This is a genomic window from Kocuria marina (assembly GCF_000786655.1).
In the GTDB taxonomy this organism is placed as follows: Bacteria; Actinomycetota; Actinomycetes; order Actinomycetales; family Micrococcaceae; genus Kocuria; species Kocuria marina_A.
The window spans coordinates 372,540-398,165 of record NZ_JROM01000016.1 but is presented as its reverse complement, the minus strand read 5'-3'; the positions used below and the strand labels follow the sequence as shown (position 1 = coordinate 398,165).

At 69.1% G+C, this 25,626-nt stretch carries 21 protein-coding genes; 13 read left to right on the top strand and 8 right to left on the bottom strand.

The window, feature by feature from the left end:
* Positions 1-27: 27 nt before the first annotated feature.
* From AS25_RS04425 to AS25_RS04405, 5 genes are all read right to left on the bottom strand, one after another.
* Entirely contained in the window at positions 28-528 is a 501-nt protein-coding gene (locus AS25_RS04425; RefSeq protein WP_035962080.1) for a hypothetical protein, read from the bottom strand.
* Entirely contained in the window at positions 525-1,253 is a 729-nt protein-coding gene (locus AS25_RS04420; protein WP_035962078.1) for a sigma factor-like helix-turn-helix DNA-binding protein, read from the bottom strand. The genes AS25_RS04425 and AS25_RS04420 overlap by 4 nt, the downstream gene beginning before the upstream one ends.
* An 85-nt stretch (positions 1,254-1,338) precedes the next feature.
* Positions 1,339-3,951 (bottom strand): DEAD/DEAH box helicase, encoded by a 2,613-nt coding sequence (locus tag AS25_RS04415; protein WP_035962076.1) that lies wholly within the window; start codon positions 3,949-3,951, stop codon positions 1,339-1,341.
* Positions 3,952-4,086: 135 nt separating this feature from the next.
* Positions 4,087-5,073 (bottom strand): bile acid:sodium symporter family protein, encoded by a 987-nt coding sequence (locus AS25_RS04410; RefSeq protein WP_253270470.1) that lies wholly within the window; start codon positions 5,071-5,073, stop codon positions 4,087-4,089.
* A complete protein-coding gene (locus tag AS25_RS04405) occupies positions 5,070-5,726 on the bottom strand; it encodes an MBL fold metallo-hydrolase (RefSeq protein ID WP_035962074.1) in 657 nt (218 codons plus the stop codon). Before AS25_RS04405 ends, AS25_RS04410 begins: the two co-directional genes overlap by 4 nt.
* Positions 5,727-6,046: 320 nt before the next feature.
* Between AS25_RS04405 and AS25_RS04400 the strand changes: the two genes are divergently transcribed.
* From AS25_RS04400 to secG, 13 genes are all read left to right on the top strand, one after another.
* Positions 6,047-6,598: a MarR family winged helix-turn-helix transcriptional regulator gene (locus AS25_RS04400; RefSeq protein ID WP_035962072.1), complete on the top strand. Its 552-nt coding sequence runs from the start codon at positions 6,047-6,049 to the stop codon at positions 6,596-6,598.
* Positions 6,595-8,403, top strand: a complete 1,809-nt coding sequence (locus AS25_RS04395; RefSeq protein WP_052160687.1) for an MDR family MFS transporter — start codon at positions 6,595-6,597, stop codon at positions 8,401-8,403. Before AS25_RS04400 ends, AS25_RS04395 begins: the two co-directional genes overlap by 4 nt.
* Positions 8,404-8,603: 200 nt before the next feature.
* Positions 8,604-11,711, top strand: a complete 3,108-nt coding sequence (uvrA, locus tag AS25_RS04390) for an excinuclease ABC subunit UvrA (RefSeq protein WP_437123707.1) — start codon at positions 8,604-8,606, stop codon at positions 11,709-11,711.
* Entirely contained in the window at positions 11,708-12,397 is a 690-nt protein-coding gene (locus AS25_RS04385) for an HAD family hydrolase (protein ID WP_035962070.1), read from the top strand. The genes uvrA and AS25_RS04385 overlap by 4 nt, the downstream gene beginning before the upstream one ends.
* Before the next feature lie 14 nt (positions 12,398-12,411).
* On the top strand, positions 12,412-13,098 hold the full coding sequence (locus AS25_RS04380) for a lysophospholipid acyltransferase family protein (RefSeq protein ID WP_052160721.1): 687 nt from the start codon (positions 12,412-12,414) through the stop codon (positions 13,096-13,098).
* Entirely contained in the window at positions 13,091-15,154 is a 2,064-nt protein-coding gene (gene uvrC / locus AS25_RS04375; RefSeq protein WP_035962068.1) for an excinuclease ABC subunit UvrC, read from the top strand. Before AS25_RS04380 ends, uvrC begins: the two co-directional genes overlap by 8 nt.
* A 58-nt stretch (positions 15,155-15,212) precedes the next feature.
* A complete protein-coding gene (gene rapZ, locus AS25_RS04370; protein WP_035962066.1) occupies positions 15,213-16,130 on the top strand; it encodes an RNase adapter RapZ in 918 nt (305 codons plus the stop codon).
* 27 nt (positions 16,131-16,157) lie between these two features.
* Positions 16,158-17,231: a gluconeogenesis factor YvcK family protein gene (locus AS25_RS04365; protein WP_156960891.1), complete on the top strand. Its 1,074-nt coding sequence runs from the start codon at positions 16,158-16,160 to the stop codon at positions 17,229-17,231.
* Positions 17,232-17,282: 51 nt separating this feature from the next.
* Positions 17,283-18,272 (top strand): DNA-binding protein WhiA, encoded by a 990-nt coding sequence (gene whiA, locus AS25_RS04360; protein WP_035962064.1) that lies wholly within the window; start codon positions 17,283-17,285, stop codon positions 18,270-18,272.
* Between the two features lie 237 nt (positions 18,273-18,509).
* Entirely contained in the window at positions 18,510-19,517 is a 1,008-nt protein-coding gene (gap, locus tag AS25_RS04355; RefSeq protein WP_035962062.1) for a type I glyceraldehyde-3-phosphate dehydrogenase, read from the top strand.
* An 85-nt stretch (positions 19,518-19,602) separates the two neighbouring features.
* Positions 19,603-20,826, top strand: coding sequence for a phosphoglycerate kinase (locus AS25_RS04350; RefSeq protein ID WP_216594104.1), 1,224 nt, complete (start codon positions 19,603-19,605; stop codon positions 20,824-20,826).
* Positions 20,827-20,922: 96 nt separating this feature from the next.
* Positions 20,923-21,741: a triose-phosphate isomerase gene (gene tpiA / locus AS25_RS04345; protein WP_035962058.1), complete on the top strand. Its 819-nt coding sequence runs from the start codon at positions 20,923-20,925 to the stop codon at positions 21,739-21,741.
* A 57-nt stretch (positions 21,742-21,798) separates the two neighbouring features.
* Positions 21,799-22,053 (top strand): preprotein translocase subunit SecG, encoded by a 255-nt coding sequence (gene secG, locus AS25_RS04340; RefSeq protein ID WP_035962057.1) that lies wholly within the window; start codon positions 21,799-21,801, stop codon positions 22,051-22,053.
* A gap of 198 nt (positions 22,054-22,251) precedes the next feature.
* Here the strand turns inward: secG and pgl are convergent, their stop codons facing one another.
* The 3 genes from pgl to zwf are packed head-to-tail and all read right to left on the bottom strand — an operon-like array spanning position 22,252 to position 25,608.
* Positions 22,252-23,058, bottom strand: coding sequence for a 6-phosphogluconolactonase (pgl, locus tag AS25_RS04335; RefSeq protein WP_035962054.1), 807 nt, complete (start codon positions 23,056-23,058; stop codon positions 22,252-22,254).
* Complete coding sequence (locus AS25_RS04330; protein ID WP_035962466.1) at positions 23,051-24,073, bottom strand: glucose-6-phosphate dehydrogenase assembly protein OpcA; 1,023 nt, start codon at positions 24,071-24,073, stop codon at positions 23,051-23,053. Before AS25_RS04330 ends, pgl begins: the two co-directional genes overlap by 8 nt.
* On the bottom strand, positions 24,070-25,608 hold the full coding sequence (gene zwf, locus AS25_RS04325; RefSeq protein ID WP_035962051.1) for a glucose-6-phosphate dehydrogenase: 1,539 nt from the start codon (positions 25,606-25,608) through the stop codon (positions 24,070-24,072). Before zwf ends, AS25_RS04330 begins: the two co-directional genes overlap by 4 nt.
* Positions 25,609-25,626 lie beyond the last annotated feature (18 nt).

Sequence of the window (25,626 nt, the reverse complement as noted above, 5' to 3'; positions counted from 1 at the left end):
CTCGAACCGGTCCGCGGGGCCCGTTCCCTATCCTGGGAACGGGCCCCGCGGCGTCGTGCACCACAGCGCAGCACCGGCGAACAACGCGGCCCATAGCAGGGACACGAGGGTGCCGATGATGAACTGTTCGCGCTGCTGGGCGTTGGTGAACTCGCCGTAGCGGGCCAGGCCCTTGATCGCCACGACCACGCCGATCCCGGCGACCATGCCCGTGAGCAGCGAGACGATGGCGCCGGCGCGTTCCAGCGCACCGATGACCAGACCTCCGCGCAGCGGCGGGTCCACGGGTTCCGCCGTGGCCTCGGAGTCGTCCCACGGGCTCTTCGCCGGACGCAGGCGTTCGTGGGAGACGTCTGCGAAACGGAAGACCCCGCGCACCACAGGGTCGCCGGACAGGGCCCCGGCGATCAGCAGCGCGGGATAGGCCCATTCCCGGGGCACGGTCCCCGCGAGCACGGTCCAGATCGCGGTGGTCAGCACCAGGGCTGCGGGGAGGACCGCGGTGGTGAGCGGGCGCAGGAAGCTCACGCGTCACCGCCCGAGGTGGTGTCGCCGCTCGAGGCGACATCCTCCGGCGAGGAGACGTCCTTCAATGGGTGGGCGTCCTGCGAGGAGGTGGCGTCCTGCGCTGAGGGGGCCGCGGCGTCCGGAGCGTGGCCAGAGGGGGAGTGCTCGTCCGCGAGTCGGAACAACGCCTCGAGGGTCTCGTGGACCGTGTGTTCCTCGTGCCACAGCGCTGCGCTGAGCCGCCGGGACACCGAGGACTGGGTGATCCCGAGCCCCTCGGCGATCTCCTGTTGCGTGAGCCCCCGGTCGGCGAGTTCCGTGGCCTGCGCCCCGGCCTCGGAACGCCGGGCCCGCACGGCGCACACCAGATCCACCACGCTGCCCGCGCGCCGCGCCCATTCGTTGCCGGCCACGACCGGACGGCCGCGCTCCTTCGCGGCGTTCACGGCATCCCGCGCCGCCACGAAGGCCTCGCCCGTAGCTTCGCGCACGGACGACGGCAGGGGGTCGTCCACCGCGCCGATGCCCACGCCCACGTGCCAGTGCCCGGCGTCGGCGAGCGCGAGGACCGCACGGACGATCGCGGCGGCGTCGTCGTAGAGCGCCTGCAGCTCATCGCCCGCGCTGATCTCCCAGTCGAGGACCGGGCGGGGGAGTTCCTCCTGCAGAGCCGTGCGCTGCCGTCCCATGTGCAGCTCGGCGGCGCGGCCGCGGGAATCGCGGCGGTCGATCGTCAGGGCGAACACGAACTCCTCCTCACCCTATGCATCCTAAAGTGCATATTATCCGATGATGCGTCTCCACATGCATGGCTTCCGGGATGACCGGTGCTCAGCGTCTCGTGTCGGTGATGGGACCCACGTTGTCCACGAGGACCACGGGGAAGCCGTCCTCGTCCGACGCCGCGAGGTCGACGCGCGCGTTTATACCCCAGTCGTGGTGCCCGTCCGGATCGTCGAAGACCTGCGTGACGGTCCAGAACCCGGTCATTCCCTCGGGGTCCTCGGTGATGCGGATCAGAGACGGCCCGCGGGACTGGGCGTCCGTGTAGATGTCCTCGTACTCGTCGAAGTACGTGTCCATCGCGTCCGCCCAGCGGTCGCGGTCCCACCCGGTTCTCTCGTCCAGGGCCCCGAGCACCTTGTCCTTCTCCTGCGCGAACAGTTCCACGCGCTGGAACAGGGCATTACGCACCATCACGCGGAACGCACGGGGGTTCGCGGTGACGCCTTCCGGCTGTTCGGCCACGAGTTCCTTGAGGGAGTCCGCGCCCGTGCCCATGGGGGATTCCTCCCCGGAGGCCAGCTTCTCCCATTCGTCCAGCAGGGAGTTGTCGGTCTGGCGGATGCTCTCCCCGAGCCATTCCACCAGGTCGGTGAGCGACTCGGTCGTGGCGTCCACCGGGACCGTCTGGCGCAGGGCCTTGTACGCGTCCGAGAGATAGCGCAGCAGGATGCCCTCGGAGCGGGCGAGACCGTAGAACTGCACGTAGTCCCCGAACGTCATGGCGCGCTCGTACATGTCCCGCACCACGGACTTGGGGGAAAGCTCGAACTGTGCGACCCACGGGGCGGAGGATCGGTAGGTCTCGAACGACTGCTCGAGCAGTTCCCGCAACGGCTGGGGGTACGTGATCTCGTCCAACTCGCGCATGCGTTCCATGTACTCGAGGCCGTCGGCCTTCATGGTCGCGAGCGCCTCGCCCTTGACCTTCTTCTCCTGCAGGTTCAGCACCTGGCGCGGTTTCTCCAGCGTGGCCTCGATGACCGAGACGACATCGAGCGCGTACGTCTCCGACTCCGGGTCCAGCAGGGTGAGCGCGGCCAGCGCGAACGGGGACAGCGGCTGGTTCAGCGCGAAGTTCTCCTGCAGCTCGACCGTGAGCCGGTAGCGGCGCCCGGTCTCGTCCGGCTCATGCAGGCGTACGACGACGCCCGCGCGCAGCAGTTCCTTGAGGATCGCGAGCGCCTGGCGCAGCAGCAGGCGTTGGCGCGGCCGTGGTTCGTCCACGCTCGTGAGCAAGCGGTACCCGGCGCCGATGTTGTCCCCGGGCCGCTGCAGCATGTTCAGGACCATGGAGTGGGTGATCGCGAAGGAGGACGTGAGCTGTTCGGGCTGGGCGGCCACGAGCGACTCGAACGTCTTACGGCTCCAGGACACGAAACCCTCCGGCGGCTTCTTCTTGGGCACCTGACGCAGTTTCTTCTGATCGTCCCCGTGCTTGGCCCGGGCCTTGGCCATGGCGCGTTCGTTCTCGATGACGTGCTCGGGGGCCTGGACCACCACGGTCCCCGCGGTGTCGTAGCCGGCGCGGCCCGCGCGGCCCGCGATCTGGTGGAACTCGCGGGCGCTGAGCCGGCGGGTGCGGCGACCGTCGAACTTGGACAGCGCCGTGATCAGCACGGTGCGAATGGGCACGTTGATCCCCACGCCTAGGGTGTCCGTCCCGCAGATCACCTTGAGCAGCCCGGTCTGGGCGAGCTGCTCCACGAGGCGGCGGTACTTGGGCAGCATGCCCGCGTGGTGCACCCCGATCCCGTGCCGCACGAGCCGGTTGAGCGTCTTGCCGAAGCCCGCGGAGAAGCGGAAGTCCTTGATCAGCTCCGCCACGCGCTGCTTCTCGTCCTTGCTGAGGACGTCCACGGACATCAGGTTCTGGGCCTGTTCCGCGGCCTGCAGCTGCGAGAAGTGCACCACGTACACCGGGGCCTGGTGGGTGCTGAGCAGTTCCTCGAGCTCCTCGTGGACGGGGCGCTCGGAGTAGTAGTGGTGCAGGGGGATGGGGCGTTCCGCGGAGGAGACGAGCGCGGTGGAACGGCCCGTGGTCTCGTTCAGGCGGTTCTCGATGCGGGTGACGTCCCCGAGGGTCGCGCTCATGAGCAGGAACTGCGCCTGGGGCAGTTCGATGAGCGGCACCTGCCACGCCCAGCCGCGCTGGGGATCGGAGTAGAAGTGGAACTCGTCCATGATCACCACGCCGAGGTCCGCGTCCGCACCCTCACGCAGGGCCACGTTCGCGAGGATCTCCGCGGTGCAGCACACGATCGGGGCGTTCTGGTTGACCGCGGAATCACCCGTGACCATGCCGACGTTCTCGGCGCCGAAGATCTCGCACAGGTCGAAGAACTTCTCGGACACCAGGGCCTTGATGGGCGCGGTGTAGTACGAGCGAGCCCCGCGAGCGAGCCCCGCGAAGTGCGCGGCCACGGCCACGGTGGACTTACCCGATCCCGTGGGGGTCGCGAGGATCACGTTGGACCCGTTGGCGACCTCCAGCACGGCTTCGTCCTGGGCGGGGTACAGCTCCATGTCCCGTGAGGCGATCCAGCCGAGGAACCCCTCGTAGATCTCGTCCTCGCTCAGGGGGTTGGACGCGAAATCACCGCGCAGGTACCGGTGCCCGGGGGCGGAGAGATCGGGGGCCAGGGAATCGAGGAGTTTCATCCCCGTCAGCCTATCGGCCCCCGCGGACACGCACACGGGCGCGTCCGCGGGGGTGCCAGGGCGACGTCGCCCGCTCACCGCAGTGCCGGGCGGCTGGGTCGACAGTGGCCGGGTGCGCCCGACGCCGCGACGTCGTCAGATGTTCGCGCGCCGCGCCGCGGCCGAATCCGCCCGACGGCACAGCAGCGCGAAGACCGCGCCGGAGAGGTTGTGCCACACCGAGAACACCGCGCCGGGCAGGGCCGCGAGCGGGGACATGTACTGCGCCGCGAGACCCGCGGCGAGTCCGGAGTTCTGCATGCCGACCTCCACCGCGGTGGTCCGGCGCACGGGAGCCGGCTGTCCGGTTACCCGGCCGACCGCGTAACCCAGCAAATACCCGAGCACGTTGTGGATCGCGACGGCGGCGAGCACGAGCAGTCCCGCCTGGATGATCTTGTCCGCCGAGCCAGAGACCACGACCGCCACGATCACGGCGATGCCGAGTACCGAAACCCACGGCAGCACGGGTAGCAAACGCTCGACCACGCGGGGTAGCGTGAGGCGCACCACGAGTCCCGCGAGCACGGGCAGGAGGACGATCAGGGCGATCGACGTGGCCATGGCGGCGCCGTCGAGCGGCATATACGCGCCCGCGAGCCACAGCGTGAGGAACGGGGTGAGCAGCGGGGCGAGCAGCGTGGAGATGGACGTCATGGTCACGGACACAGCCACGTCACCGCGGGCCAGGTAGGACACCACGTTGGAGGACGTGCCGCCCGGGGCGCAGCCCACGAGGATCACGCCGGCCGCGATCTCCGGGGGCAGTCGCAGCAGCCAGGTCACGAGCAGCGCGATGATCGGCATGAGGACGTACTGGGCCAACACACCCACGACGATCGGGACCGGGCGCTTGGCCACGAGCGCGAAGTCCACGGGACGCAGAGTGAGTCCCATCCCGAACATCACGAGACCCAGCAGGGGATTCGTCCAGCCCGCGGCCTGGTGCACCGTGGGGGCGAACGCGTATCCGACCACCCCGCCCGCGAGCACCAACAGGGGGAAGGCCAAGACGGCGACGTACGCGGCCCGGTCCGCCGTGTTACGCGCCGGGGCCGCGGCCCCGGACGAGGCGGCGCTCACCAGCCGCGTTCTTTCCACTCCTGCAGGTGCGGGCGTTCGGCGCCCAGGGTCGTGGGGACACCGTGGCCCGGGTGGATCACGGTGTCGTCCGGGAACTCGTCGAAGATCCGCTCGGTGACGTCCTGGTAGAGCTGCTGGAAGTCATCGGGGGAGTTCGTCTTGCCGAGACCGCCGGGGAAGAGGGAGTCACCCGAGAAGATGTGGGCGGGCCCGGACGGGTCCCGGTACACCACCGCGATGGAGCCTGGGGTGTGCCCGCGCAGCTCGATGATGTCCAGCTCGAAACCGTCGAGTTCGGCGGTGTCCCCGTTCTCGAACGTGATGTCCATGGGCACCGAGATGTCGTTCTCGTCCGCGGCACCGCACGCCGTCATGGCCTCCGAATGCGAGGCCACGGACTCCAGCGCGCGCACGTGGTCCCAGTGCGAGTGGGTCGTGATGATCAACTGCAGGTTCCCCCAGTCTGAGCAGTCCCCGGACCCGGCGGCCACGAGACCGGCGATGGCGCGGGCGTCGTCCGCGGCGTCGATGAGCACCTGCGTGCCGTGCTCCTTGGAGGTGAGGAGGTACACGTTGTTGTCCATCTCGCTCACCGAAATGCGGCGGATGGTGATGTCGGCGAGTTCCGTGATCTCGGTCTGGGTAGCGATCATGCCCACGATTCTAGGCCGCCGAGTCACGCCGGGCTAATACGCGCCCGCGCGTCCACGCACCCTGTGGTGGAGACGACACGCCCGGGGGATGGACTCCCGTGCCGGACGGATATATAGTTGCGCGAAGCAAATAAATGAGCTGCGGGGTGCGTGAGCGACGCGATCTCCCGACCGAGCGGCGTCGTCCGCCGGAACGCGCGAGCGCCGGACCGAGCGCGACGAAACGCGCACATGGGCCCATCGCCGTGCGAGTACGCACTGACTCGGCCCGCACCGGTCATGGAAGGCGCACCCCCGGCACCCGAGGAACGGGGGAGTGGATGGGCGTGTCACACGCGACCGCCGAGGAGCTCGTACGCGACTTGTTCGAGCTGCAACGCGTGACCCGCAAGGTGCTCAAGGCAGCGGCGCTGCACCGGGAACTGTCCATGGTGCACACCAACATCCTGAGCTATCTCGCGTGCGTGCCCGGACGCCGGGCCAAGGACATCGTGGCCGAGTCCGGCCTCGGGGCCTCGGGGATGAGCCGGCACCTGAGCGCCCTCGAACACTTCGGGTACGTGACCCGCACCCGGGACCTCGAGGACGGACGCGCGCAGATCGTGGAGATCACCCCCGAGGGTCGCAAGGCCCTCGAGGCGAACCTGCGCGCGGACGCCGAGACCCTCGTCGCCCGCCTGGGCGACCTGGGCGAGGACGAGGCCGAACGCACGCGCTCGGACCTCAACCGGCTCACCGAACTCTTCCTGACATCACTGGGCATGTCCCGGGTCACGGCGGCCACGACCGCGCCGGAACCCGGGGCGCAGCCCGGATCCCCGCACCCCACGGCGCCCGGTGACCCCGGTCGCGGAAAGGAGAACAGCCCGTGACGGCAGCCCAGGACACGCGCGGCAAGGCGCGTGCTACGCGAACGAGCGACCAGGAGCACCGGGACGTCCTGCGGGCGTTGACCGGCATCCTGGCCGCGTTCTTCATGGCCATGGTCACCCTGACCATCATCGGCACGGCTCTGCCCGTCATCATGGCGGACCTGGGCGGGGACCAGACGGCACTGTCCTGGACGGTCACCGGCACCCTGCTGGCCAATGCCGTCACGACCCCCGTGTGGGGCAAGCTGGCGGACCTCTTCGACAAGAAGAAGCTGCTGCTCATGGCCATCGCGATCTTCGTGATCGGTTCCGCCGCCGCGGGTCTCGCGGGGTCCATCATCATGCTCGTGGTGGCCCGCGTGATCCAGGGCGTGGGCATGGGCGGCCTGATGGCGCTGGCCCAGACGATCCTGGGCACGATCATCCCGCCGCGCGAGCGCGGCCGGTACGCCGGGTACATGGGCGCGGTCATGGCCGTGGCCACGTCCGTGGGCCCGCTGTTGGGCGGGCTGATCGTGGACGCGTTCGGGTGGCGCTGGTGCTTCCTGATCCCCGTGCCGCTGTCGATCCTCGCGGCCGTGCTGATTGTGCGCACGCTGCACCTGCCCGAGACCACGCGTGAGACGGCGCCCAAGGTGGACTTCCTGGGCATGGCCCTGCTCGCGGTGGCCACGTCCTCCCTGCTGTTGTGGGTGTCCTTCGCGGGCAAGCTCTTCGACTGGGGCTCGTGGGAGTCCATCCTGCTGATCGCGGTGGGCGTGCTCAGCACCGTGGCGTTCATCCTGGTGGAACGGCGCGCGAGCGAACCGACCATGCCCCTGCACGTGGTCACCGAGCGCACCACCGTGCTCGCGATTATCGCGGCGATCGCCACGGGTGCCGCCATGTTCGCGTCCACGACGTACCTGGGCCAGTACTTCCAGTTGGGCCAGGGCTACACCCCCACCGAGTCCGGGCTGCTCATGCTCCCGCAGGTCGTGGGATCGTTCCTGGGTTCCATGATCGCGGGCCAGCTCATCACGCGCTTCGGCCGGTGGAAGCGGGTGTTGATCGTGGGCGCGGTGATCCTCGCGATCGGTCTGTTCCTGGCGTCCCAGCTGACCCACACGACGCCCGCGTGGCTCGTGGGCATCTTCATCTGCCTCGTGGGTCTGGGCGTGGGCACGCTGAACCAGAACCTCGTGCTCGCCGTGCAGAACACCGTGGGCCTGAAGGACATGGGCTCCGCGTCCTCCGCGGTCGCGTTCTTCCGCACCGTGGGTGGTGCGGTGGCGGTGTCCCTGTTCGGGGCGCTGCTCACGCGCCACCTCTCGAGCGAGATGTCCCGGTTCGCCGCGGACCACGGTCTGGATGCCCACCAGACGCCCGACGCTGCGTCGATCGACCTCGCGGGGCTGCCGCCGGCCGTGCTCGAGGCCATTCGTGAGGCGTACGGGACCGGGACCGGGCTGCTGTTCCTCGTGGCCGGGATCGCGTCGCTGGTGACCCTGGTGTGCGTGCTGCTCATGAAGGAGGTGCCGCTGCGCACCACGGTGGACGTCGCGGAGGTGGACCCGGAGACGGGTGAGATCACCATGGTCACCAAGCGCGTCAACCCCGTGGAAGCGGCCGGGCTGCGCATGCAGCACGCGGAGACCGGTGAGCTGCCCGTGGTCGATCCCAAGGCCTCCGGGCTGCGGCGCTCCCACGGCGAGCGCGCCGAGGAGACGGCGCGTTCGGCCCGCGGGGCACACGCCGCACCGGTCGAGCCCGACGTCGCGGGTACCGCGCACCCGCATCCCCACCCGAGGCACCGGGCCGAGTAGGGTGCCCCGCTGCCGGGCGGCTCTCCCGCTCGTAGGGGACATGACGGACGACGGCGCAGCGCACGATCCGGCCGGGAGGTCGCATTGCGCGCTGCGCTGATTCGTCCCCGGACCCGCTCGTCGTGTCGGCCCCTGGTAATAGAGTGACTGCCGTGTCTGAGCAAACCCGCCGAACCCCCAGTGACCGTCCGTCGAGCTCCGTGCTCGCGGAACGAGTGGCCCACGACCGTGCCCCGCGCACCCGCGCCTCCGGTGTCTCGGACCTGACCGAGATCGTGGTGCAGGGTGCCCGCGAGCACAACCTCAAGAACGTGGATCTGACCATCCCCCGCGATTCCATGGTCGTGTTCACGGGATTGTCCGGGTCCGGGAAGTCCTCCCTGGCCTTCGACACCATCTTCGCCGAGGGTCAGCGCCGCTACGTGGAGTCGCTGTCCTCCTACGCCCGGATGTTCCTGGGCCGCGTGGACAAGCCGGACGTGGACTTCATCGAGGGGCTGTCCCCGGCGGTGTCCATCGACCAGAAGTCCACCTCGCGCAACCCGCGCTCCACGGTGGGCACGATCACCGAGATCTACGACTACATGCGTCTGTTGTGGGCACGGATCGGCCACCCGCACTGCCCGGTGTGCGGTGAGCCCATCACCAAGCAGACGGCACAGCAGATCGTTGACCAGCTGCTCGAGCTGCCCGAGCGCACTCGGTTTATGGTGCTCGCCCCCGTGGTCAAGGGCCGCAAGGGCGAATTCCAGGACCTGTTCCAGCAGCTGAGCACCCAGGGGTACGCGCGCGCCGTCGTGGACGGCGAGACCGTCCAGCTCGAGAACGCGCCCAAGCTCAAGAAGCAGTACAAGCACACGATCGACGTGGTCGTGGACCGCCTCACCGCCAAGCCGGACGCCCGGCAGCGGCTCACCGACTCGGTCGAGACCGCCCTGAACCTCGCGGACGGACGCGTGGTCATCGAGCTCGTGACCCGCGAGGGCGAGCAGTCCCCGTGGCACGAGACCCGCCGCACGTTCTCCGAGAACCTCGCGTGCCCCAACGAGCACGAACTGCAGACGGACGAGATCGAACCGCGCTCGTTCTCGTTCAACGCCCCGTTCGGTGCGTGCCCCGAGTGCGACGGCATCGGTTCGCGCCTCGAGGTGGACGAGGACCTCGTGGTGCCCAACCCGGACCTGTCCCTCGTGGAGGGCGCCATCGCCCCGTGGTCCCTGGGCAAGGCCACGAGCGACTACTGGAACCGGCTGCTCGCCGGACTCGGGGAGGAGGCCGGATTCGACCTCGTGACCCCGTGGAAGGGCCTGCCGACCAAGGCACGCAAGGCCATCCTGCACGGCAAGGACTACAAGGTCACCGTGGCCTACCGCAACCGGTGGGGTCGCGAGCGCCGGTACACGCAGGGCTTCGAGGGTGTGTTCGGTTACATCAAGCGCAAGCACGAGGAGACCGAGTCCGATCACGCCAAGGACCGCTACGAGCAGTACATGCGCCAGGTGGCGTGCCCCGAGTGCGGGGGAGCGCGGCTGAATCCCACGATCCTCGGGGTCACCGTGGGCGGGAAGAACATCGCCGAGGCCACCCGCCTGCCCATGCGCGATTCCCTCGCGTTCTTCCAGCAGCTGGACCTGGACACCCGCGAGGCAAAGATCGGTGATCAGGTGCTCAAGGAGATCATCGCGCGCCTGACGTTCCTGATCGACGTCGGGCTGGACTACCTCAACCTGGAACGGGCCGCGGCCACGTTGTCGGGTGGGGAGGCGCAACGCATCCGGCTCGCCACCCAGATCGGTGCGGGGCTCGTGGGCGTGCTCTACGTCCTGGATGAGCCGTCCATCGGGTTACACCAGCGCGACAACCGCCGGCTCATCGACACCCTGCTGCGGCTGCGGGACATGGGCAACACCCTCATCGTGGTCGAGCACGACGAAGACACCATGCGTGAGGCCGACTGGATCGTGGACGTGGGTCCGGGAGCGGGCGTGCACGGCGGTGACGTGGTCCACTCCGGGACCTACGACCAGCTGCTCGAGAACCGCCGGTCGATCACGGCCGACTACCTCACCGGGCGCAAGCTGATCGAGGTCCCCGCGAAGCGGCGTCCCGTGGACAAGAAGCGCCAGCTCACGGTCGTGGGCGCGCGGGAGAACAACCTGCAGAACCTCACGGTGGACTTCCCGCTGGGGGTCTTCGTGGCGGTCACGGGCGTGTCCGGTTCCGGGAAGTCCACGCTCGTCAACGACATCCTCTACACGAGCCTGGCCAATCAGCTCAACGGCGCCAAGCAGGTGCCCGGGCGTCACAAGCGCATCGACGGGCTCGAGCACCTGGACAAGGTCGTGCACGTGGACCAGAGCCCCATCGGGCGCACCCCGCGCTCCAACCCGGCCACGTACACGGGCGTGTTCGACCGGATCCGCAAGCTGTTCGCGGAGACCCAGGAGGCCAAGGTCCGCGGCTACCAGCAGGGCCGGTTCTCGTTCAACGTCAAGGGCGGGCGCTGCGAGGCGTGCTCGGGTGACGGGACGCTGAAGATCGAGATGAACTTCCTGCCGGACGTCTACGTCCCGTGCGAGGTGTGCAAGGGTGCGCGCTACAACCGCGAGACCCTCGAGGTGCACTACAAAGGCAAGAACATCGCCGAGGTCCTGGACATGCCCATCGAGGAGGCGGCGGAGTTCTTCGCGCCGTTCACCGCGATCGCGCGCTACCTCACCACGCTCGTGGAGGTGGGCCTCGGGTACGTGCGGCTGGGCCAGCCCGCCACCACGCTCTCCGGCGGTGAGGCGCAGCGCGTCAAGCTCGCCGCGGAACTGCAGAAGCGTTCCAACGGGCGCACGATCTACGTCCTGGACGAACCCACCACGGGTTTGCACTTCGAGGACATCCGGAAGCTGCTCATGGTGCTGCAGAGCCTGGTCGACAAGGGCAACAGCGTCATGACCATCGAGCACAACCTGGACGTCGTGAAGTCGGCGGACTGGATCGTGGACCTGGGCCCCAACGGGGGTTCCGGCGGTGGCACGGTCGTGGCACAGGGCACCCCGGAGCAGGTCGCACGCAACAAGGACAGCTTCACGGGGCAGTTCCTGCGCGAGGTGCTGGAACACTCCGCCGCCCGGGAGGCCGCCCACCGCACCGACGCGGACGGCACCGCGAGTGCTGGCGACGCCGCGGGCCCGGGGGACGTTGCAGACCCGAGCAGCACCGGGGACGGTGCGGACGCCCCGGATGACGGGGAACCGGCCGACGAGGCGCAGGAGAACCGGCAACGCGCCGGGACCGCGGTGGGGGACCGGGCATGAGCGTCCAAAGCGCCATCGTCCTGTGGGACCTGGACGGCACGGTCCTGGATCCCGCCGGGGCGATCACGGACGGGATCGCCGACGCCCTGCGCTCGTGCGGCTTCACGGTGCCCGAGAACCTCGGGCGCTTCGTGGGACCGCCGATCGGGGAGTCCCTACGCCGGTTCACGGACGTCCCCGAGGACCGGATCGCGGAGGTCGTCTCGGTGTACCGCGCTGGGTACCTCGCGGAGGGCCTGGACCGCTCGCGTGTCTACCCGGGTGTCCGTGAGGTGCTGGGGGCGCTGCGCGAGCGCGGCGTGCGTCAGGCCGTGGCCACTCAGAAGCCCGAACACATCGCCGTGGAGGTCGTGTCGCGTTTCGGGCTGGACGAGTACTTCGAGACCGTGAGCGGCGCCGCGGACGATCTCGCGCAGCCCGGCGGTGGGTCCGGGCGCCTGCACGACAAGCCCGCGATCATCGGGGAAGCACTGCGGCGCATGGGCGCGCTGCCCCCGGACCCCGCACGCACCGTGATGATCGGGGACCGCAGCTACGACGCCGACGGCGCCCGCAGCCACGGCATCGACTGCCTCGGCGCGGGGTGGGGCTTCGCGCAGCCCGGTGAACTGCAGGACGTGTGTGCCGCTGTCGCTCGTGAGCCCGGGGATTTGGCACACTTGCTCCAGCAATATACGGACCGGTAGGGGAGCCAGCAGTGATCACGAAATACGACCTGACCAAGGCCTCGGTGGCGCGCGCCCTGCGGCTGCTGTGTCGTCCCGTGATCACGGGTCTGGAGAACCTCCCGCAGGACGGCCCCGTGATCATCGCGTCCAACCACCTGTCCTTCCTGGACTCGGTCATCATCTCCGCGTTCATGCCCCGCCGGGTCAAGTTCATCGCCAAGGCGGAGTACGTCAACAGCCCCGGGATCAAGGGCAAGCTCATGCGCGAGGCCTTCGAGTTCATCGACATCATCCCCGTGACCCGCGGTCAGCAGAGCGAGTCCGTGGCGGCCCTGGATCCCGCCGTGGAACACCTCAAGCAGGGCAACGTGTTCGGGATCTACCCGGAGGGCACGCGCTCTCGGGACGGCTACCTGTACCGCGGTCACTCCGGCGTGGCCTACCTGGCCTACGTCACGGGCGCCCCGGTGGTGCCCGTGGGGCTGATCGGCACCCAGCGGCTGCAACCGCCCGGGGCCACCATGATCCGCCCCGCCAAGTTCGAGATGCACGTGGGGGAGCCCATCCCCACACCGGAGTCCGGGGGTCACCAGACGGGCAAGCTGCGCAAGGCCCACGTGGAGCAGATCATGACCACGATCGCGGGACTGTCCGGGCAACCGCGCAAGGACGTGTACAACGTGTCCCCGTCCGCGCAGAGGGACGCCGGGCGTGGCTGATCCGGCGAGCTACAAGCCGGCCCGGCAGGACATCCCCACCAATCCGGGCGTCTACCGGTTCCGGGACGAACACGGCCGCGTGATCTACGTGGGCAAGGCCAAGAACCTGCGCAACCGGCTCTCCTCCTACTTCGCGCCGCTGCACCAGCTGGCGCCCAAGACGCGCACCATGGTCACCACGGCCGCGGCGGTGCAGTGGACCGTGGTGGGCTCGGAGTTCGAGTCCCTGCAGCTCGAGTACACGTGGATCAAGGAGTTCGCGCCCCGGTTCAACATCGCCTACCGGGACGACAAGTCCTACCCGTACCTGGCGGTGACCATGTCCGAGGACGTCCCACGGGCCATGGTCACGCGCGGGGAGAAGAAACCGGGCAACCGCTACTTCGGTCCCTACTCCCAGGCGTGGGCCATCCGGGACACCCTGGACGCCCTGTTGCGGGTCTTCCCCGTGCGCACGTGCACCAAGGGTGTGTTCCAGCGCGCCGAGCGCAGTGGCCGGCCGTGCCTGCTGGGTTACATCGACAAGTGCTCGGCGCCGTGCGTGGGGGAGATCTCCCGCGAGGACCACCGCCGGCTCGCCGACGACCTGTGCCGCTTCATGGCCGGACACGCCAAGCCGTACATCCGGGAGCTCACGCGGCAAATGAACGAGGCCGCCGAGCGTATGGACTTCGAGACCGCTGCGGCACGCCGCGACGACGTCGGCGCGCTCGAGCGGGCTTTCGAGCGCAACACGGTGGTGCTCGCGGACACCACGGACGCGGACTTCTTCGCGATCGCCGAGGACGAGCTCGAGGCCGCGGTCCAGGTGTTCTACGTGCGCGGCGGCCGGATCCGCGGTCAGCGCGGGTGGATCACCGAGAAGGTCGAGGATGTCACGACCGCCCAGCTCATGACCCACCTGCTGCAACAGGTCTACGGCGAGGCGCAATCGGAACTGGCCCCCGCGCCGTCGGCCCTCAGGAAACAGACCGCGGGCGGGAGCACGGACGTGGTCGCCAAGCACCGCCGCACGTCCGAGCTCGCGTACCGCCAGGACACGATCCCGCGCACGGTGTACGTGTCCGCGGAACCGGACGAGGCGGACGAGCTGCGCAACTGGCTCAGTGAGCTGCGCGGTTCCCAGGTGGCCATCCAACGGCCCCAGCGCGGTGACAAGGCGCAGCTGCTCGAGACCGTCGCGGAGAACGCGCGCCAGGCGCTGGCCCTGCACAAGTCCCGCCGCGCGGGAGACCTGACCACGCGCTCGGCGTCCCTGCAGCAGTTGCAGGAGGCCCTGGACCTCCCGGACGCCCTCATGCGCATCGAGTGCTACGACATCTCCCACGTTCAGGGCACCAACGTGGTCGCGTCCATGGTCGTATTCGAGGACGGTCTGCCGCGCAAGTCGGAGTACCGCAAGTTCTCGATCACTGGCGACGCCGCACGGGACGACACCGCGTCCATGTACGACGTCATCCACCGCCGGTTCTCCCGCCACCTCGAACAGCAGCGCCGCGCCGCGGAGAAGGGCATGCACAGCGGGGAGGTGGCCCCGGACACCGACGACGCGCCCGCGCGCGCCTTCGCGTATCCCCCCAATCTCGTGATCGTGGACGGCGGCCCGCCCCAGGTCGCGGCGGCCCAGCGCGCCCTGGACGACCTCGGCGTGGACGACGTCCACGTGGTGGGTCTGGCCAAGCGGCTCGAAGAGGTGTGGGTGCCCGACGACGAGTTCCCGGTCATCCTGCCCCGCGCCTCGGAAGGGTTGTTCCTCATGCAGCGCGTGCGCGACGAGGCCCATCGTTTCGCGATCACGTTCCACCGGCAGAAGCGCTCCAAAGCCATGACGGTCTCCGCGCTCGACGACGTGCCTGGGCTGGGCCCGGCCAAGCAGAAGGCCCTGCTCAAGCACTTCGGCTCGGTCAAGAAACTGCGCGCCGCCACCGCGGAGGAGATCCTCGAGGTCAAGGGCTTCGGGCCCGCGTTGGCCACCAAGGTCGCGCAGACCCTCGGGGGCGGCACCGAGGCCCGGGAGCCCGCTGTGGACACCGAGACGGGCGAACTGCTCGACTGAAACTGGTCTACCCTGGAAACGAACCCTGCAGTCGGAAGATCAGGCGGTCCGTGACCACATGAGCAGCCCACCCCCGGAAGCCACGCCCTCCACCCTGGAACCGGTGAAGCCCCCCACGGCGGAGTTGCTGATCGTGACCGGGATGTCCGGGGCGGGTCGCTCCACGGCGGCCAACGCGCTCGAGGACCTCGGGTGGTACGTCGTGGACAACCTGCCCCCGCAGATGCTCGGGACGCTGGCGGACCTCGTGTCGCGGACCCCGCAGACCCTGCCCAAGCTCGCCGTGGTGATCGACGTGCGTGGCAAGGCACTGTTCAACGACATGCGTGAGACCCTCGCCGCGCTCGAACGCTCGGGCGTGGAGTTCTCGGTGCTGTTCCTCGAGGCCTCGGACGAGGTGCTCGTCTCGCGCTACGAGCTCCAGCGCCGCCCCCACCCCCTGCAGGCGGGCGGCCGGATCCTGGACGGGATCCGCGCCGAGCGCGAGCTGTTGCGCGATCTGCGCGAGACCGCCGACTCCGTGCTGGACACCTCGTCCTTCAACGTGCACGCGCTGACCAAGGCCGTCGCGGACATGTTCTCCACGAGCGGTCCGGTGGTGCTGCGACTCACAGTCATGAGCTTCGGGTTCAAGTACGGCGTGCCCGCGGACGCGAACTTCCTCGCGGACGTGCGTTTCATCCCCAATCCCCACTGGGTCCCCGCGTTGCGCCCACGCACGGGCAAGGACCCCGAGGTGCGGGACTACGTCTTCGGCCACCCCGGCACGCCGACCTTCGTGGACCGCTTCGTGGCCATGCTCGAACCGGTGTTCGCCGGCTACCGCACCGAGAACAAGCACTACGCGAGCATCGCCATCGGGTGCACGGGAGGCAAGCACCGTTCCGTGGCGATCACCGAGGAGGTCGCGCGGCGGCTCAGCAAGTCCCCCCGCGTGACCGTCAACATCCAGCACCGGGACCTGGGCCGAGAGTAGTCCCGCCCCCCAGAAATTACGGATTCCATGACTAACTTTCCTCCGACGGGTGCGTTGCCCCGGTTGCCGCTGAGCAGCCGACGCGACGTGGACCCCTACCACTCGTTGGACGCCTCCGCGCGCGCGTCCCTGACGGATGCCGATTCCGTGGTCGCCCTGGGTGGCGGTCACGGGTTGTCCGCGAGCCTGTCCGCCTTGCGTCTGCTAGCGCCGGACCTCACGGCCGTGGTCACGGTCGCGGACGACGGCGGATCGTCCGGTCGACTGCGCAACGACCTGGGCGTCCTGCCGCCCGGCGATCTGCGGATGGCGCTGGCGGCGCTGTGCGACGACTCCCAATGGGGTCGCACGTGGAGCGACGTGATGCAGCACCGGTTCAGCATCAAGACCCACCCGGACGAGGGTCTGGACAACCACGCCCTGGGGAACCTGCTGATCGTGACGTTGTGGGAGCTGCTCGGCGACCCCGTGGAGGGACTGCGCTGGGCCGGTGCGCTGCTGGGTGCGCGCGGCCAGGTGCTGCCCATGAGTTGCCTCCCGCTCGTGATCGAGGGGGATGTCTCGCCCGGGAGCAATCCCACGCAGGAGTGCCCCCCGGAGAAGATTACGCGCACCGTCACGGGCCAGTCACGGCTCGCCAAGGAGGCGGACGTGTGCAACGTGCGCCTGTCCCCGGCGGATGCCCCCGCGTGCCCGGAGGCCGTCACCGCGATCGAGGAGGCCGCGTGGGTCGTGCTCGGTCCCGGGTCATGGCACACCTCCGTACTGCCGCACCTGTTGCTGTCCGAACTGCGGGACGCGATCTGCCGGTCCCCGGCCAAGCGTCTCGTCACGCTGAACCTCTCCCGGGATTCCGAGACCCTCAGCATGGGATCGGGGGACCAGCTGCGCGTGCTCAAGCGCTACGCCCCGGACCTGCGTCTCGACGTGGTGCTCGCGGACCCGTCCGCCGCGGAGTCCCCCAAGGACGTCGAGGCGGCGGCCGCCCAGCTCGGCGCCGTCGTGCACTGGGACTCGCTGCGGGACACGAGCGGCAGTTCGGTGCACAACCCCTTCAAACTGGCCGCGGCCTATCAACAGATCATGAACGCGCAGCGCTGAGCGGGAGCCCCCGCCGCGCAGCACACGTACTCGGCAAGGAGATCGACAACCATGGCATTGACCGCTTCGGTCAAGGAAGAACTCTCGCACCTGCAGGTGCGCAAGTCCGCGGTGCGCGCGGCGGAGCTCTCGGCGCTGTTGCGCTTCGCGGGCGGGCTGCACATCGTGGGCGGGCGGATCGTGGTGCAAGCGGAGCTGGACACCGAATCGGTCGCGCGCCGCGCGGCACGCGCCGTGGGGGAGGTCTTCGGCCACGAGTGCGAGCTCGGGGTGATCAGCGGCGGTGGTCTGCGCCGGGACCGTACGTGGGTCGTGCGGGTTGCCCGCGACGGTGAGGCGCTTGCCCGGCGCACCGGGTTGCTGGACGCCCACGGTCGTCCCGTGCGCGGTCTGCCGCCCACCGTAGTCAACGGCAGCGTCGAGGAGTCCGCCGCCGTGATCCGAGGTGCCTTCCTGGCCCACGGTTCGCTCACCGAACCGGGGCGGGCCGCGGCGATGGAATTCACGTGCCCCGGTCCCGAGGCGGCGCTCGCGCTCGTGGGTTCCGCGCGTCGGCTGGACGTGCTCGCCAAGGCGCGGCAGGTGCGCGGGGCGGACCGCGTCGTCGTGCGCGACGGGGACACGATCGCCACGCTGCTCACGCGCCTGGGCGCGCACCGCGCGCTGCTGCAGTGGGAGGACCGCCGGATGCGCAAGGAGGTGCGCGCCACGGCCAACCGGCTCGCGAACTTCGACGACGCCAACCTGCGCCGCTCCGCGCAGGCCGCGGTCACAGCGGGGGCCAAGGTCGAGCGTGCCCTGGACCTGCTCGGGGACGACGCCCCGGAGCATCTGCGGGCCGCCGGCCGGCTCCGGGTCGCCAACAAGCAGGCGAGCCTGGACGAGCTGGGTCGGTTGTCGGACCCGCCCCTGACCAAGGACGCGATCGCCGGGCGGATCCGCCGACTGCTCGCCATGGCGGACCGCCGTGCCGAGGAACTGGGTGTGGCCACGACCGCCGAGTTCGCCGCGCACGCTGGGTCGGAACAGCGCCGCGCATAGTAGCGCCCGCAGGCAACACGCCGGTGCTGTGGGTTTGTGTGGGGTTTACGGGAGAGTCGCCTGAATCTGCGTCGAGCCCCTGTCGAACCGCGTCAATTCTCGGTAGAATAAAACCGGAAGACCCGGCGGGCCTCGGACAACGTCGAGAACAGAGTGTGGGATTTCTACCGTTTGGTTTGGATCCCACATCTCGACGGACCGGTACCCGCCAACCCCCGACAGACAGAGGAGATCGCAGTGACAGTCAAGGTTGGCATCAACGGTTTCGGACGGATCGGACGCTGCTTCGCGCGGGCCCTGTACAACGAGCACGGCCACGACATCGAGTTGGTCGCGGTGAACGACCTCACGGATCCGGAGACCTTGAAGCACCTGTTCGAGTTCGACTCCGTCATGGGCCGGCTCGGCGCGGACGTCACCCTGGACGGTGACATGATGACCGTGAACGGCCACCAGGTGAAATTCCTGGCCGAGGCCGATCCCTCCAAGCTGCCCTGGGGCGAGCTCGGCGTGGACATTGTGATCGAGTCCACTGGCAGGTTTACGACCGGCCCCAAGATGCAGGCGCACCTGGACGCCGGTGCCAAGAAGGTCGTGCTCTCCGCACCGGGCAAGGAAGTGGACGGCACGTTCGTCTACGGCGTGAACCACGAATCCTACGACTCGGCCAGCATGAACCTGGTCTCCGCCGCGTCCTGCACCACCAACTGCCTCGCGCCGCTGGCCAAGGTCATCAACGACGAGTTCGGCATCGAGCGCGGTCTCATGACCACGATCCACGCCTACACGGGTGACCAGCGCCTGCACGACGCCCCGCACAAGGACCTGCGCCGCGCCCGCGCCGCCGCGCTGAGCATGATCCCCACGACCACCGGTGCCGCCGCCGCCGTGGGCCTCGTGCTGCCCGAGCTCAAGGGCAAGCTGGACGGCTTCGCCGTGCGCGTCCCGGTTCCCACCGGCTCGCTCGTGGACCTCACCGTGGACGTGGAGAAGGACGTCACGGTCGAGTCCGTGAACGCCGCGATCAAGCAGGCCGCCGAGGGCCCCTACAAGGGCATCATCGAGTACTCCGAGGAAGCGCTCGTCTCCAAGGACATCGAGGGCTACGACGTCTCCACCGTGTTCGACGCGCCCCTGACCAAGGTCATCGACAACCAGGTCAAGGTCATCGCGTGGTACGACAACGAGTGGGGCTACACCCTGCGTCTCGTGGACTTCGTCTCCCACGTAGCGGATAAGCTCTGAGTCAGACCGCTCAGTGGCGCCGGTGCCCGCAGGTACCGGCGCCATTGTCATCAGTACGGCATCACCACAGGAAGGGATGACGGATATGGCCAAGTCACTGGACGATCTCATGGCGGAGGGGGTCGCGGGTCGCCGCGTGCTCGTGCGCTCGGACCTCAACGTTCCACTTGACGGTTCCACCGTGACCGACGACGGTCGCGTGCGCGCGTCCTTACCGGTGCTCACCAAGCTCGCGGATGCCGGCGCACGCCTGATCGTCATGGCGCACCTCGGGCGCCCCAAGGGCACCGTGGACCCCAAGTACTCGATCGAGCCGGCCGCCGCGCGCCTGGCCGAGCTCGCGGACGCGGACGTCGTCGTCGCTTCGGACGTGGTGGGTCAGGACGCCCACGAGAAGGCCGAGGCCTTGCAGGACGGACAGATCCTCGTGCTCGAGAACGTGCGCTTCGACCCGCGCGAGACGTCCAAGGACGACGCCGAGCGGGAGGAGTTCGCGGCCGAGCTCGCGTCCCTGGCGGGGGAGAACGGTGCGTACGTGGATGACGCCTTCGGGGCCGTGCACCGCAAGCACACCTCCGTGTACGACATCGCGCGCGCGCTGCCCGGTTACCTGGGTGACCTGGTCAAGACCGAGGTGGACGTCCTGCGCAAGGTTATCTCCGATCCCGAGCGCCCGTTCGTGGTGGTCATGGGTGGGTCCAAGGTCTCCGACAAGCTGGCCGTGATCGACAACCTGATCGGTAAGGCGGACTCGCTGCTCATCGGCGGCGGCATGGTCTTCACGTTCCTCGCGGCCCAGGGTCACGCGGTGGGTTCGTCTCTGCTCGAGAAGGACCAGATCGACACCGTCAAGGGTTACCTGGACCGCGCCGCCGAGGCGGGCACCGAGATCGTGCTGCCCGTGGACGTTGTGTACGCCTCCGAGTTCTCCAAGGACGCCGAGCACGAGGTCCGCCCGGTCTCGGACATCGAGGGTGGGAAGATCGGTGACTCCGGCCTGGGCCTGGACATCGGCCCCGAGTCCGCCGAACTGTTCGCGCGCACGATCGCCGAGGCGAAGACCGTGTTCTGGAACGGCCCCGTGGGCGTGTTCGAGATGCCGGCGTTCGCCAACGGCACCAAGACCGTGGCGCAGGCCCTCGTGGACTCCGACGCCATGAGCGTGATCGGCGGCGGCGACTCCGCCTCCGCCGTGCGCAACCTGGGATACCGGGACGACCAGTTCGGCCACATCTCCACGGGGGGTGGCGCGTCGCTCGAGTACATCGAGGGTAAGGAACTGCCGGGCCTCGTGGCGCTGGGCGCCTGAGCCGCCACACACCGTGATGCGTGGGGCCCGCCGCCGCGGACCCCACGTGCCCGCCCCCGTCCACAGCCACGCCGCACGACCGAAGGAGATCCAGCCATGACCACCCAGACCAACGGTGTCTTCGACCGCACGCCCCTGATCGCGGGCAACTGGAAGATGAACATGGACCACACGCAGGGCATCGCCCTGCTGCAGAAGCTCGCGTGGACGCTCAAGGACGCCAAGCACGACTTCTCCCGCGTGGAGGTCGCGGTGTTCCCCCCGTTCACCGGCCTGCGCTCCGTGCAGTCCCTCGTGGACGGCGACGGACTGCAGATCGCCTACGGCGCCCAGGACCTCTCCGACCAGGACTCCGGGGCATACACGGGAGACATCTCAGGCCAGTTCCTGGCCAAGCTTGGGTGCCGTTATGCGCTCGTGGGGCACTCCGAACGGCGGAGCATCCACGCCGAATCCGATGAGCAGTGCCGCGACAAGGTCCGCGCCGCGATCCGTCACGGCCTGACCCCCATGCTGTGCATCGGCGAGGGTCTCGAGCAGCGCCAGGCCGGTGAGCACGTGCAGTACACGCTCGAGCAGTTGCGCGGGAGCCTCGCCGAGCTCAACGCCGGCGAGCTCGAGGGCCTCGTGGTGGCCTACGAACCGGTGTGGGCCATCGGCACGGGGGAGGTGGCCGGACCCGAGGACGCCCAGGAGATGGCCCACGCGATCCGCGCGGAACTCGAGTCGCTGTACGGCGAGGACTTCGCGAAGGCCACGCGGGTGCTCTACGGCGGTTCGGTGAAGTCCTCGAACGTCGCGAACATCCTCGGGGGAGCGGACGTGGACGGCGCCTTGGTGGGCGGTGCCAGTCTGGACGCGGAGGAATTTGCTAAGATTACCCGGTTCGAGCAGCACCTGGTCACCGACCAGTGATCCCCTCCGATCGCTGACGGTTGACCCGCCCCCGAGATTCGTGAATCGAGGCTATTCGTGGAGATCCTCCAGATCGCCCTCCAGGTGATCATCGTGGTCACCGGCATCCTGTGCATCATGTTCGTCCTGCTCAACAAGGGCAAGGGCGGCGGTCTGTCGGACATGTTCGGTGGCGGGATGACCCAGTCGCTGAACACCTCCGGCGCCGCGCAGAAGAACGTGGTGCGGATCACCACCGTTCTGGCGATCGTGTGGGTCCTGGCCATCGTGAGCTACGGCCTGCTGATGCGCTTCAGCGGCCCGGGGGTCTGAGACCCGCCGCACGCGCACCGGCTGATCCGGTCGCCACGACTCGGCACAGCACAAGAACTCGGCACAGCAGAAGAACTCAGTAGAGCAGACGACGTCGGCCCGGACCTGAAGGTCCGGGCCGACGTCGTCGTATCCGGGGTGCGGTGTCGTCCCGTACGTGCCGGGTGACGGGCCGGGCCCGGGGGCGGGATCATGGGCTCAGCCCGCGGTCCCGCCCGGGGCCGGGTCGGGGTCCTCGGGCATGCCCGGGAGGGCGTCCTCCGTGACGAGCCACAGGGTCTCCCGGGTCCCGCGTACCGCGCTGGCCGGGGCCTCGGTCGCGGTGATCTCCGGCCGTCGGATCGTGGCGAGGGCCTCGGCCTTCGCGGCACCGGCGACCAGCAACCAGACCCGCTGCGCGGAATTGATCGCTGGTAGGGACATGGTGACGCGGGTGGGCGGCGGTTTGGGGGAATCCTCGACCGCGAACACCGGGGCGTCCGTGCGCAGGACGTCCTCGCGGCCCGGGAACAGGGACGCCACGTGGGTGTCCGGGCCCAGGCTCAGCAGGGCCAGATCGAAGACCGGCAGGCCCGTGTCGGATCCCTCGTTCTCGGCCGCCGCGGCGAGTTCCTCGACGTAGTCCTCGGCCGCGGCATCGGCCGACGCGATCTCGTCCGAGCCCGCCACGGGGTGCACGCGGTCCCACGTCAGCTCGTGGGTCTCGTCCCACGCGTCCGCGGCCTGGACACCGTTGCGTTCGCCGTCCGCACCGGGCAGGAACCGCTCGTCCGACCACCACACGTTCACGCGCGACCAGTCGATCACGGCGGCGTCCGGGTGGCCGGCCAGCTCACCGATCACGCGGATCCCCATGCTCCCGCCGGTCAGCACGAGGGTGGCCTCCCCGCGTTCGTCCTGGGCGTGCTCGAGCACCTCGAGGACGCGCCGGGCGGTGTCCCAGGCAAGGCGTTCGTCACCCTCGTGCGGGACGAGTCGCGGTTCCGGGCGGGACGGCTCACTCATCGCCGGCTCCCTCGGCCGATGCGGAAGCCGAGGCATCGTGGCCCTGCACCGCGGTGTTCTCGGAAGGCTCCGCGGCCTCCTCACCGACGGTGCGGGTCGTGATCCGGGCACTCGCGAGCCCCGAGGTGATGACCTCGCCGTAGACCTCGTCCGCATCCAACCGTCGCAGTTCCTCCGCGAGGCACGCGTTGAGATCCCGCACGGGCATGGCGATCTGCTGATCCGGCTGACCCGGCTGGGACAGCACGGCCACGGTGCGGCCGGGGCGGTGCAGCTGCACCGATCCGTCATCGGTGACCAGGCACACGCGGTCGAGACTCCGCCGGGTGTCGTCGGTGATGATGGTCGCCGGGGCATCGAGCTTGCTGGACAGCCACACCCCCAACAGCACCATGGACGGGGCCACCGTGGAGCCCTCGAGCACGATCTCGCGCACCTTCACGGGCCCCACCTGGTCCAGGACCGCAGCGAGCTGGATGCGCCAGTTGGTGATCCGCGTCCAGGACAGGTCCGTGTCCCCGGGGCGGTACTGCTGGGACAGTTGTGCCAGGGACTCGAAGGGTGCGGGCGCACGCGAGGAGTCGGTGATCCTGCGGTGGGCGATGCACCCGATCGAGCTCGTGCTGGGATTCTCGGGGAAGTCGTGCGGCCACCACGCCACGATGGGTGCGTCCGGCAGCAACAGCGCGGAGACCAGGGTCTCAGTGGGTTCGGCGAGCTCGCCGTAGCCGTGCAGCAGGATCACCTCGGACGCGCCGGCGTCCCCGCCCACGCGCAATTGCGCGTCCAAGCGGGTCTCGTCGGTGCGGGAGTGCGCTACGTGCACGATGATCCGGCACGGGTGCTCGTGACTCGCGTAGTTCGCGGCCTCGACCGCGACCTCCGAGTGACCGGCCTGCGCCAGGACCACGAGCGTCAGCACGCGGCCCAGCGTCACCACGCCGTTCTCGTCCCGCAACTGATTGAGTTTCTTCTCAATCTTCGCCGCGGTGGTGTTCTCCATCTGAACGATCACGGTCGCCTCCAAACTCGCCCGTCACGGGCCATCAACTCGTGCGCCGAGTCCGGTCCCCACGAACCCGGTGCGTACGGCTCGGGCATGACGCGCTGCTCGGCCCAGTGCTCCTCGAACGGGTCCAGGATCTTCCAGGACAGCTCCACCTCGGAGTGGTCCGGGAACAGCGGGGGCTCGCCCAGCAGGACGTCGAAGATCAACCGCTCGTAGGCCTCGGGGCTCGACTCCGTGAACGCGTGGCCGTAACCGAAGTCCATGGTCACGTCCCGGATCTCGGACTGGGTGCCCGGGACCTTGGAGCCGAAGCGGATGGTCACGCCCTCGTCCGGTTGGATCCGGATCACGATCGCGTTCTGACCGAACTCGTCGTTGTCCATGTCCCGGAACAGCAGGTTGGGCGACTTCTTGAACGCCACCGCGATCTCGGTGACCCGCCGGCCCAGCCGCTTCCCCGCGCGCAGGTAGAACGGCACGCCCGCCCAGCGGCGGTTGTTGATGTCCACGCGCAGTGCGGCGAAGGTCTCCGTACGGGAATCCGTGGGGATGTCCTTCTCCTCGTGGAAGCCCTTGACGTAGTCCCCGCCCTGCAGCCCGGACGTGTACTGGCCCAGCGCGGAGTGCTTCCCGAGGTCCTCGGGCAGCACCACGGATTCGAGTACCTTGGCCTTCTCGCGGCGCAGGTTGTGCGCCGTGAAGGACGCGGGTTCCTCCATGGCGGTGAACGCGAGCAACTGCAGCAAGTGGTTCTGGATCACGTCCCGGGCCGCGCCCACGCCGTCGTAGTAGCCGGCGCGCGAACCGATCCCGATCTCCTCGGCCATGGTGATCTGCACGTGGTCCACGTAGCGGGCGTCCCACAAGGGCTCGAACATCTGGTTCGCGAAGCGCAGCGCCAGGATGTTCTGCACCGTCTCCTTGCCCAGGTAGTGGTCGATGCGGAACACGCTGTCCGCGCGGAACACGCGTTCCACGATCGCGTTGAGCTCCCGTGCGGATTCCAGGTCGTGCCCGAAGGGCTTCTCGATGACCACGCGTCGCCAGCCCGTGCTGTCCTCGCTGTCGGCGAGGTCGTGGTCCGCGAGCTGTTGGCACACCACCTCGAACGCCTTGGGCGGAATCGAGAGGTAGAACGCGTGGTTGCCGCGGGTGCCCCGGTCCCGATCGAGCTCGTCGAGGGTCTGCGCGAGCCGGTGGTACGCGTCGTCGTCGTCGAACTCGCCGTGGACGAAACGCAGACCCGAGGCGAACTGGTTCCAGAGGTCCTCGTTGTAGGGCGTGCGCGCGTGCTCGGCGACGTGTTCCTTGACGTACTCGGCGAACTGGGCGTCGTCCCAGTCCCGCCGGCCGAACCCCACGAGGGAGAAGGCCGGCGGGAGCAGGCTACGGTTGGCCAGGTCGTACATGGCCGGTAGCAGCTTTTTCTTGGCGAGGTCACCCGTGACGCCGAACAACACGAGGGCCGACGGCGCGGCGACCCGGGTCAGGCGCCGGTCGCGGGGATCGCGTAGCGGGTTGCAGTTCTTGTTGTCAGGCACGCGTGTTCCTGTTCGTTC